Raw genomic sequence first — 10,412 nt, 5'->3', positions numbered from 1 at the left:
GGACAATGCGGATTCCGAATCTCGTATCCAGGCATACATCCGCGACAGGCTCTCTGAGCGCGATCTCTGGAACGAAGTATGACAGATCTTTTCCAGGAACCCGAAGACGCGACGCCGCTTGAGCCGCAGGAACGGGAGGGTTTGCTTCAGACTTGGATCACTCACCGCCGCGACCTCAACGAAGCGGAAGAGGAAAACATCGTCGAGGGTGCGGCTTGGGCGCGTGGCCGGCGGCGCTTGCCACTCGAACGGATGCTCAGCGAAGACTTCATGCGGACACTACATAAGCGGATGTTCGGCGACGTCTGGCAATGGGCCGGCACGTTCCGGGCGACGGAGCGCAACATCGGCGTTCAGGCTTATCGTATTGGAATGGAGCTCGCGAGCTTATTGAGCGACATCCGTTACTGGATTGAACACAAGACCTTTCCACCGGATGAGATAGCAATCAGATTCCATCATCGCCTCGTCGCCATCCACCCGTTCCCGAACGGAAATGGACGGCAGGCACGTCTCGCAGCCGACCTACTGATCGAGCGGCTTGGCGGTGATCCTTTTACCTGGGGCGGCGGCAGTCTGGCCAATGTTGGCGAATTGCGTGGACGCTACGTCGCAGCACTACGCGCGGCGGACAATCATGACATCGCTCCGCTTCTGGAATTCGCACGCAGCTGACAGGGCCCATCGCATTTGCGACAAAGACGGTCGGTAGCCATATGGCGCCCAGTTGGCGGCACTCCAAGGTTCTTGGCCCATTCCGGGTTCGCGACCTAGCAAGGATGGACAGGCGGGTCCCAATACTCTTGATGGGAGTCGAACCGATGATCCCGCGATTGAAATTTCAATATCAATCCTGATTAAAGAAGCGATATCAGCGATTTGCGACGTTCCAAATAGGTACGAGTACTTATGGAACTGCAGAACTATTTTCCCGGTATCGAGGTATTAGCGGTTTCGTCCGAAAGGAGATCGTTGGGCTTCATTAATCGAACCGCCGTCCCAATCAACTTCTCGCTTTGACAATGGAATTTGCCTTCTCACACGTTCGTTGTCGTAGAACAGAGTGCCATGAACGCCCATTGCGTCTCTTTTGAGAATTGGCCGATTCCATACCGGGGCGAGCAATCGAGCAACCCCATCATCGCCGACGCGATCGATGAGATCTTCTATAAGCTCCATATCGCGTCCCTCGGGAAAGATGATCTCGAACTCTCTCTCAGTCGCTTCAAAAATGCTAAACGTAGCGTTTACGGCTCCGTCGATGATTTGAATGTTTTTCATAAAAAGAAACCCGCCATAGTGAGCGCGAAGAGCCAAATTTTACTTCCAACTATCCATGGTTCTTTACAGCAGAAGCCGCTCGTTGTCGCACACTAGAGTTGAGGACAATCAATCAGTTATTTCCAAGTAGTTTCTTGAGAGTTCAAACAGCGTAATTTTGCTCGTTCCTTTGTCTTCGGGGCGGCAATCGGTTTTTATAATCCCCACCGGGATATTCGACATCCCAATCAAAATCTAGCAACGCAATAAATCAAGCCTTTCGAACTGCCCATAGGGCACAAAAGTTGGCGGCATGACGAAGGAGTGATATGAAGGCGAAAGCGGAATGGATCGCACGAACCGAAGAACTCGTGGCATCGTACAGCGCGTCAAAGCGCGATAAGGTGATAGGGATCGGTTTGAGCGCAAAACATCAGGGCCAGCGGTCATATCAAACCGCGCTTACAGGCCGGAGACATGACTACACCCGACCCGCCAAGCTCAAACATCGCCTAAATCACCTTGCCAAGCGGGCGCCATCCAGACACGACGATGCCGTTTTGCGAACCTTTATTGCTCTTGAGGTTTCGAACATGCGGCCCGCTAGGAGCGTCTCGTTCGCGAGGTCGCCCCCCTCTTGCGCGCCGGTCAGCTTGACGTTGCGAGGATGACGTCCTCAACAGGGACTGCACGCGCGAGCGTTTTGATCTGATCGGTACTGAACAACCACAACGGGTTGACGCCATACGGAAAGAGGTGCGCCTTCCCTAGCGCCGCATGACCCCAAACCGCCAACCCAGGTGTTTGCCCTCTTCGGAAAGAACTTGCACCCGACCAATCGTCCAAACTCCACCGAGTTTGGTCCAGAAGTACACCGCGCGTCGATTGAGTTGCCAGGTTCGATGGATCAAGCCGAAGACGCTCATTTCAACCGTGACCACCTGCACAAGGGTTTCGGCGGCCTCGTCCAGATCAATTTTCAGATGCTCGCGGGTATAGTGCCATTTCGCATCCAGGCGACGACGAAACTGCGAGGCCACATCTCGCATGAGCTTACGACGATCGATCACTCTTCCGTTGATCTGATGATACGCCAATGCAGGCGAGAAAAGCGCACGGTAAGCAGCGACATCACGGTTCAAGAACGCCGCCCTTGCTATGGCATGACGCTCGTCCAATTCCTCTTCGATAGTCTTCGTTTCTATCATCATCTTTCAAAGCAACATTCGGAAGGCCGCAACACAATATTAAGGTTGCACATTGGTTTTTCGATCCTACGGCTGCAAGCGCTCCGTTGAGATCGTCTGTGATTTTTGCAATGAGAGCGCGGCCAACTCCCCGCCGCCAATGTTTGGGATCAATCCAGACCCCTTCTAGGAAGGGTACAGGCTGTTCGGTGCAGCCGTTGGCATATTCGCGTATACATATCTCAGCGAAGCCGATGGCCTCGTGGTCTGCCAAAAGGGCTCTGTTGCAAAGTCGCGTTGATGTCCGAAAGTGCGCCGAAGTTTTTCAGCGAGACTTTTGATGAACGATTTCAAGTGGCGTCATTTTGAGGGCGAAATTATCCTTTGGGCGGTGCGATGGTATTGCCGCTATGGCGTCAGCTATCGTGATCTCGAGCAAATGATGATGGGCGAACGGGGCGTGCCAGTCGATCATTCCACGATTTATCGCTGGGTCCAGAAGTACGCGCCGGAGATCGAAAAACGGCTGCGCTGGCACGGGCGTCGGCCACAATCAACGAGCTGGCGCGTCGATGAAACCTATGTGAAGGTCCGCGGCCAATGGACCTATTTGTATAGGGCAGTCGACAAATTCGGCAACACGATCGACTTCTATCTCTCCCCGATCCGCAATGCCAAAGCGGCAAAGCGCTTTCTGCGCAAGGCCCTGAATGGCCTGAAGAACTGGGAGAAGCCCACCCTCATCAACACCGACAAGGCTCCGACCTATGGTGTTGCTATTGCGGAACTGAAGGCCGAAGGCAGATGCCCTGGGGAACTCTCGCATCGGCAAGTCAAATATCTGAACAATGTCGTCGAAGCCGATCATGGCAAGCTGAAGCAACTGATCAAGCCGGTGCGAGGATTCAAGACGTTGAAAACAGCCTATGCGACGCTCAAGGGTTTTGAGGTCATGCGTACCTTACGGAAGGGGCAAGCGGCGATTTTCAACCTGACGGGCGACGTTCGTGGAGAAGCACGCATTGTTGAACGAGCTTTCGGCATCGGGCCAAGCGCGTTGACCGAGGCGGTAGCTTTACTCGTTCAGAATCTCGAGGGTCAGGCCGCGTGACAGCGGAAAACAAGGGATCTCCTCAACCACACGGAATTCTTGCAACAGAGCCTATCGGGGAGCTCTGGTCGCCATTATCGGCGTTGTGGTGATCGTGCTGGCGCGACGCAAGCGGCCGCTTTCGTGATTGGCTGCTGCAGCACCTAAACTCTGCGAGCGCCAATAGGCTGGCAGCGTCAACCATAGGCCTGGATTTCGAACCAAGAACGCCGATCAGCCGCCAGTTTCTGACGCATCTGCGCATTGAGGCGCTTCAGTCTCGTGAGCTCGGGGGGTACCTTCGTGTCTGGGGGGTCATACGATTGCAATCGACTTCCAGAGTTTTTCAAGCGATATTCCGCTTCCCGGTGTCAGATATTGCGTAATTCCGCATGTGTTGCTATGTTAACTCATAGCGGTATTCCGCTCATTGAAAGAAAAAGAGGCGAAATTCCGCATGAGCTCGTCAGTTTACAACATGCTCGGAGAGCAGCTGCTTGTTGCACGAAAGCAGCGAGGGCTCAGCCAGCCCGAACTCGCCAAGCGGCTTGGTCGCGACCGGGCGCGGATATCGGAGTTGGAGCGTGACCTCACCAACAACCGCTTAGGACGAGATCGACTGACGTTGTTTGCCGAAATCTGTGATGCACTCGACCTCTTGCCGGTCTTGGTGCCCAGATCGCGATTGGCTGCTGTGCGACATCTCATTAATGAGAGCAACGATCATCACCACACGACGCAGGCCCCCAATGCATTTGACGAGCTTTTCGTCGACCTCGATGAAGACGAGGCACCCTGATGGCAAAGATATCAGCCATACTCGGTGTCCACATTCTTGATCGGACGCGTGGCACGGTGAGAGCTGGGACGTTGACCCGTGATGCCGACGGTGGTGCTGCATTCATCGTTGCCGAGCCTTACCTTCGCGACGCGAACCGTCCTATCCTGAGTCTTGGATGGTATGACCCCGAGGATGACGCAAGCACGCGCGATCGCTTGGCCAGACGAGGTGACAAGATCGGTTTGCATGGTACGCTGCCGCCATGGTTCTCAGGGCTGCTTCCGGAGGGAGCTTTGCGAGATCTCGTTCTGACCGAGATGGGGCCAGGTAACCACGATGAATTCGATGTCCTGACCCGGCTTGGCGCGGACCTGCCGGGCGCTGTCCTTGTGGTCCCTGAAACCGATGTACCATCGTCGGCAGGGCCGATTACCCTGGAGAACGTGCAGGGGTTCAAGGCACCACTTCCCGCGGGAACCGTGAAGTTTTCCCTGGCCGGTATCCAGCTGAAGTTTACGGTAAATCCTGACGGAGAGCGGCTAACGATCCCCGGTCATGGGGATACCGGTCGCTGCATCATAAAGGTTGGAAGTGAGCGTTTTCCAGGCCTTCCAGAGGCCGAATTCGGCGCCATGCAATTGGCAAACGCAATCGGAGTCAGGACTGCGGTGTGCCGTCTGGCTCCTCGCAACGCAGTGAAAGGAGTGCCCGAAGAGCTATTGGCGCATGGACAGAATGTCTTGGTGGTCGACCGCTTCGACCGGGCGGGAAAGGGCTCTCGCATTCATATGGAAGATGCAGGTCAGATCCTCGGAGCGATAGGTGATCGAAAATACACGATGGCCACGACAGAGACCATCATTAACGTGGTTCGACGCTTCAGCACCGACCATCGTGACGATATCATGGAGGCGGTACGCCGCGTTGTCGCCGACGTCTTGATCGGCAACGGCGACAGCCACCTGAAGAATTGGTCTTTCCTATTCCCGCGGCCGGGTGAAATACGGCTGTCTCCAGCCTACGACATCGTACCGACAGTTCTCTATATGCCGGCGGACACCATGGCACTCCGGTTTGTGAAAACGCATAGTTTCGAGCATGTGAACCTTCATCGCTTCGAAAGGGTTGCAAGCTTCCTAAGGCTTGATCCCAAACCTATTCTTCGCGAAGTAATCAGCACTGTTGAGCAGGCGCTGGAAGTCTGGCCGGCTCTCGCGCCTGAACTGCTGGGGGAGGAAAGGGGAAATCGCATTCTGTCGCGATTACAAACTCTCAGTTTGGTTCGTGAAGTGTCGTGACCCAGCGCAATATCGAGCATGCCATCTCGTTGACTGGACCATTGCGTCCGAAAATGTGATGAAGGCGAAGCCAATCGGCGGCGCGCGGTTGGGATTGGTATCCAGCGCCAATCAATCGATTGGTGCGTAAATTCTATTTCTTTCAATGACTTAGCGAATCGCATGTAATCGGATTTATGGAACTTTTGTCTGCAATGTAACAGATTGGCTCGAGATTGTCCGACAGGGGTCGTTGGCTTATGATTTTAGCCTGTAACAATTATTGGACCATGCGCTATCTGAATGCCGGCCGGGCCGCCGAGCGCCGGCGTGAATATATTCGACGGAGCCGGCTTCATTTTGCCAACAGTTGAGACGGGCGCCGTGCTGGAGTGAGTTTTGAATTTGCTGTGTTGCTTGGCCCATCCGCCATCCCGAGATTCTAACTCGCAGCGTTCGCGCCTACGCAGTGCTGCTTCGGTCACCCTTCCGCTCGTCGTGATTCTCAAACATGGCACCGCCTAGAGCATTTTTCGCGAACAGCTGACGAACCCCAGCCGGTGCCTCAAAAAAATGGCAGTTTGCCAGTCACGGTTTCTGTTGTCATTGTGCAAACCAGACAAAATATTTCGCACTTCCCCAGCGGGACCTGTAGGCCTAGTCCGGTGTCTCCTCCTCAAGTGGTGACTGTGGGCATCGGTTACTTTGGAAATTCGGTTGTCGGCCGGCGGCACCGCTATGAACCCACGAATATGTATTGCTGAGGATCGCAAGCCTTTATGCTGACCACCGATATTGTATCGTCCCCACGTATGAACTGATATGTTCCCGAGAGTTATGTGAATAGCGAGACGATAAAGATGAAGCTTGGTTTGGAAAACAAGGTGGTCTTGATTACTGGGGGCTCGAAAGGGATTGGCTTTGCATGCGCCCGGCTGTTTGCCGAAGAGGGAGCTGTGGTTGTAATCTCTTCGCGCTCTCAATCAAATATCGACGCCGCGCTGGAAAGAATTCCGGGTGCAGCCGGGTTTGCTGCGGACGTCTCGTCGGATGCAGATGCGCTCGACATGATCCAAAGTGTCGAGAAGCAGTTCGGGAAAATCGACGTTTTGGTCAACTCTGCGGGAGCTGCGAAAAGAGCCGCCGTGGCCGACCTCACTCCGGCGACATGGCGAGCGGCCATGGACGCAAAATACTTCACCTACATCAACGTGATCGACCCTGTAATCAAGCTGATGGCAGCGCGGAAGTCCGGCGTGGTGATTAACATTATCGGCAATGGTGGGAAGACAGCATCGCCCTTACATCTTGCTGGCGGAGCGGCCAATGCTGCGCTCATGCTGGTGACCGTAGGTCTCGCGACAGCTTATGCCGATCAAGGCATTCGAGTGGTTGGCCTCAATCCTGGCTTTACCGAGACGGACCGTGTCACCGAGGGACTGAAGACAGACGCAAAGCAAAATAACATCACCGAAACCGAAGCGCGCGATGCGGCGATAAAGCGGATTCCGATGGGTCGGATGGCAACCCCGGAAGAGGTTGCCCAGATGACGGTATTCCTGGCCTCGGAACAGGCAAGCTATGTCACCGGTGTCAACATTGGCATGGATGGAGGCCAGACCGCCACGGTGGTCTGACTGCCGCCGATGCGACCGGCTGGAGACCTCTCCAGCCGCCAATGCCGATAGGGCCATCAGGACAGAAAGTGCTGACTGCGCGGGAGCACGGGTCGTATTCTAACGGCACACATCAGATCGCGTCGTGCTGTGTGCCGTCACGGGGAATGCGAAACCAGGCAAGATAGAGGGCAGGCAGGAAGAACAGCGTCAGCACCGTTCCAACCACAATGCCGCCCATCATTGCATAGGCCATCGGACCCCAGAATATCTCTTTCGAGATCGGGATCAGCGCGAGCGTTGCCGCAGCCGCCGTCAGCATGATCGGGCGCATTCTGCTCTCCGTTGCTTCGACAACGGCATGCCAGGCCGGCACGCCCTCGCTTCGAAGGTGCTCGATCTGCACGACGAGGATCACCGAGTTTCGGATCAGGATACCTATGAGAGCAAGTACGCCAAGGATCGCGACGAACCCCATGGGGGCGTTGCTGATGAGAAGTGCGGCAACCACACCGATAAGCGCCGTGGGTGCGACAGCGAACACCAGAAAGAGCCTGCTGAAGCTTTGCAGCTGGATCATCAGGATCGTCGCCATGATGAACAGCATCAGCGGCGCGACCGCCGCGATCGGCCCCTGCGCTTTGGCACTTTCTTCGACCGAGCCGCCATCGACGATATGATAGCCACTTGGCAGCGTCTTGCGGAACTCGTCGACTTTGGGCTGCAGCTCGCTGACGATCGTCGCCGGTTGCGTCGGTCCGACCACTGCTGCCTTGAGCGTGACGGTCGGTATACGGGTGCGCCGCCAAATCGTCGGCTGCTCTAGTTCGTAGTGAAAGTTCGCAACTGCCGACAGGGGCACGGAGTTGCCGTTGGAGCCGGCAAGCTGGAGGTTCTGCAACGTCTCGATCGAACCTCGCTCGGAAGTCTGGGCGCGACCGATCACATCGATGAGGTAGATGTCGTCGCGGATCTGCGTGGCCGCCGATCCCTCGACGATGCCGTTGAGCGCGGTTGCGATGTCCTGCGAGGAGACGCCCAGCTGCCGCGCCTTGTCCTGAAGCACATCGACCTTGAGGACCCGCGACGGCTCATTCCAGTCAAAGCTCATGCTGTAGAGCAGCGGATGCTTGCCGACGATGCCTGCGAGCTGATGGGAGAGATCGCGCACCTTCTGGATATCGGGTCCGCTGATCCGGTACTGTACCGGCTTGCCGACCGGAGGGCCGATGTCAAGCAGCTTCACGAATGCGTCGGTTCCGGGGAAGGTCTTTGTCAGATAATCCTGCAGTTCGGCTCTGACCTTGTCGCGAACGTCGAGCCCCTTGGTGACGATCACTGTCTGACCGAACGAGACATCGGGTGTTTGCAGGTCAAAGGAGAGGATGAAGCGAGGAGCGCCTTGGCCCACATAGCTCGTCCAGTGATCGATATCCTTATTGTTCGCGAGCATCTCGCTTTCGAACCTGGCCATCTGCCTGTTGGTTTCGGAGATCGAACTGTTCTGTGGGAGGTTCCAGTCGACGATCAGTTCGGGTCGGTCGGAGGAGGGAAAGAACTGTTGCTGCACCAGACCCATTCCGACGACGGAGAGAGCGAAGACTGAAACGGTAGCGCCGATAGTTATCCAGCGCCAGCGCATTGCGACGCGCAGGAGCCATGCGAATGCCCTGGCAAAACGTCCTTTCTGCCCATGGTGAGATTTCAGCGTCTTCGGAAGGATCGTCACACCCAGAAGCGGCGTGAACAACACCGCAACGATCCACGAAACCAGCAACGAAACGGCAATGACCACAAAGAGTGTGAAAGTGAATTCACCGGCCGCACTAGAGTTGAGGCCGACAGGGATAAAGCCCGCGACGGTGACAAGGGTGCCCGTCAACATCGGGAAGGCCGTCGAGGTGTAGACGTGGGTCGCCGCCTTTCTGAGGTCGTCGCCCATCTCCAGCCGGGCCACCATCATCTCGACGGCGATCATGGCGTCATCGACCAGAAGGCCAAGGGCGATGATCAGCGCGCCGAGCGAGATACGCTGCATGGAAATCCCGCTATATGCCATAACGAGGAAGGTGATCGCCAGCACGAGCGGAATGGAGATGGCGACCACCAGCCCTGCCCGGACGCCAAGGCTGATGAAGCTGATCGCAAGCACGATGACGATCGCCTCGAAGAGCGCGCGCGTAAAGCCCGATACGGCCTCGTCGACGACGGCGGGCTGATCGGAAACGTGCTGAATGTCGACCCCGATGGGAAGATCGGCCGTGACCTGTTTAATCTCCTTGTCGAGTGCCTTGCCGAATTCAAGCAGATTTGCCCCACTCTTCATGCCGATGGCAAGCCCGATGGCCGGCTGCCCGTTAAATCTGAACAGCGATGAGGGAGGATCGACATAGCCGCGTTTGATCGTCGCAACGTCGGTCAGCGGAAAGAAACGATCGTTGACGCGAAGATTGATTGATCTGAGGCTGTCTTCCGATGCGAACTGTCCGCTGACGCGCAAGGCTATGCGTTCAGGACCGGCATCGACAAAACCGGACTGCGTCACGGCATTCTGCGCCTGAAGCGTGTCGATGACGGATTGCTGGTTAAGGCCGAGAGCGGCGACCTTTCGCGTCGAGATTTCGAGATAGATGGCCTCGTCCTGAGCGCCGATGATATCGACCTTGCCGACATTGGGGACCGTCAGCACCTTCGCGCGCGCATCCTCGACGAGATCTCGAAGCTGGCGCTGCGTCAATCCATCGCCTGTAAAGGCGTAGATGTTGCCATAGACGTCGCCGAAGTCATCATTGAAGAACGGCCCGACGACGCCGCTTGGAAAATCTCCCTTGATGTCCCCGATCATGTTGCGAACCCGCATCCATATTGCGTTGACATCCTTGGCCTTGGTCGTTTGCAGAAGTTCAACGAAAATGGTTGTCTGGCCGGCAATCGTCTCGCTCTTCGTGTAGTCGAGCGAATCCAGCTCCTCGAGCTTCTTTTCTATGCGGTCGGTGACCTGTTTGGTCACCTCCTCGGCCGACGCACCAGGCCATTGCGCCTGAATGATCATCGTCTTGATGGTGAAGGCGGGATCTTCCTCGCGACCGAGACCGATATAGGAAAACGCGCCGGCCACAATGAAAACGAGCATAAAGTACCAGACGAGCGAACGATGTTCGAGCGCCCAGTCGGACAGGTTGAATTTCTTCACGGGGACTT

The 10,412-nt window shown here is 56.0% G+C and carries 8 protein-coding genes; 5 read left to right on the top strand and 3 right to left on the bottom strand.

From position 1 onward, the window contains the following. The first annotated feature begins 78 nt into the window (after positions 1–78). Positions 79–675 carry a mobile mystery protein B gene (locus tag FHT28_RS34825; protein ID WP_168598787.1) on the top strand — a complete coding sequence of 199 codons (597 nt, stop codon included), beginning with the start codon at positions 79–81 and terminating at the stop codon, positions 673–675. Positions 676–945: 270 nt separating this feature from the next. Here FHT28_RS34825 and FHT28_RS34820 read toward each other — a convergent pair whose 3' ends face one another. Further along, a complete protein-coding gene (locus FHT28_RS34820) occupies positions 946–1,317 on the bottom strand; it encodes a hypothetical protein (protein WP_246705049.1) in 372 nt (123 codons plus the stop codon). A gap of 710 nt (positions 1,318–2,027) precedes the next feature. After that, complete coding sequence (locus tag FHT28_RS34815; RefSeq protein WP_246705048.1) at positions 2,028–2,468, bottom strand: DUF4440 domain-containing protein; 441 nt, start codon at positions 2,466–2,468, stop codon at positions 2,028–2,030. Between the two features lie 319 nt (positions 2,469–2,787). On the opposite strand from FHT28_RS34815, the gene FHT28_RS34805 reads away from it, so the two are divergent. From FHT28_RS34805 to FHT28_RS34790, 4 genes are all read left to right on the top strand, one after another. Further along, positions 2,788–3,558, top strand: coding sequence for an IS6 family transposase (locus tag FHT28_RS34805; RefSeq protein WP_168598784.1), 771 nt, complete (start codon positions 2,788–2,790; stop codon positions 3,556–3,558). A 436-nt stretch (positions 3,559–3,994) separates the two neighbouring features. Further along, positions 3,995–4,336: a helix-turn-helix transcriptional regulator gene (locus tag FHT28_RS34800; RefSeq protein WP_168598783.1), complete on the top strand. Its 342-nt coding sequence runs from the start codon at positions 3,995–3,997 to the stop codon at positions 4,334–4,336. Further along, positions 4,336–5,616: a type II toxin-antitoxin system HipA family toxin gene (locus tag FHT28_RS34795; RefSeq protein WP_168598782.1), complete on the top strand. Its 1,281-nt coding sequence runs from the start codon at positions 4,336–4,338 to the stop codon at positions 5,614–5,616. The genes FHT28_RS34800 and FHT28_RS34795 overlap by 1 nt, the downstream gene beginning before the upstream one ends. 839 nt (positions 5,617–6,455) lie before the next feature. Then, complete coding sequence (locus FHT28_RS34790; protein ID WP_168598781.1) at positions 6,456–7,232, top strand: SDR family oxidoreductase; 777 nt, start codon at positions 6,456–6,458, stop codon at positions 7,230–7,232. Between the two features lie 112 nt (positions 7,233–7,344). Here the strand turns inward: FHT28_RS34790 and FHT28_RS34785 are convergent, their stop codons facing one another. Then, positions 7,345–10,404: an efflux RND transporter permease subunit gene (locus tag FHT28_RS34785; RefSeq protein WP_168598780.1), complete on the bottom strand. Its 3,060-nt coding sequence runs from the start codon at positions 10,402–10,404 to the stop codon at positions 7,345–7,347. Positions 10,405–10,412: the final 8 nt, after the last annotated feature.

The organism is Rhizobium sp. SG570 (genome assembly GCF_012275345.1).
GTDB lineage: Bacteria > Pseudomonadota > Alphaproteobacteria > Rhizobiales > Rhizobiaceae > Rhizobium > Rhizobium lusitanum.
This window is presented reverse-complemented; position numbering and strand designations above follow the sequence as displayed.

Bases quoted from the DNA above. Each gene is read 5' to 3' on its own strand.
- FHT28_RS34790 (WP_168598781.1), top strand. From the start codon at position 6,456: ATGAAGCTTGGTTTGGAAAACAAGGTGGTCTTGATTACTGGGGGCTCG.
- FHT28_RS34805 (WP_168598784.1), top strand. From the start codon at position 2,788: ATGAACGATTTCAAGTGGCGTCATTTTGAGGGCGAAATTATCCTTTGG.
- FHT28_RS34795 (WP_168598782.1), top strand. From the start codon at position 4,336: ATGGCAAAGATATCAGCCATACTCGGTGTCCACATTCTTGATCGGACG.
- FHT28_RS34825 (WP_168598787.1), top strand. From the start codon at position 79: ATGACAGATCTTTTCCAGGAACCCGAAGACGCGACGCCGCTTGAGCCG.
- FHT28_RS34815 (WP_246705048.1), bottom strand. From the start codon at position 2,468: ATGATAGAAACGAAGACTATCGAAGAGGAATTGGACGAGCGTCATGCC.
- FHT28_RS34800 (WP_168598783.1), top strand. From the start codon at position 3,995: ATGAGCTCGTCAGTTTACAACATGCTCGGAGAGCAGCTGCTTGTTGCA.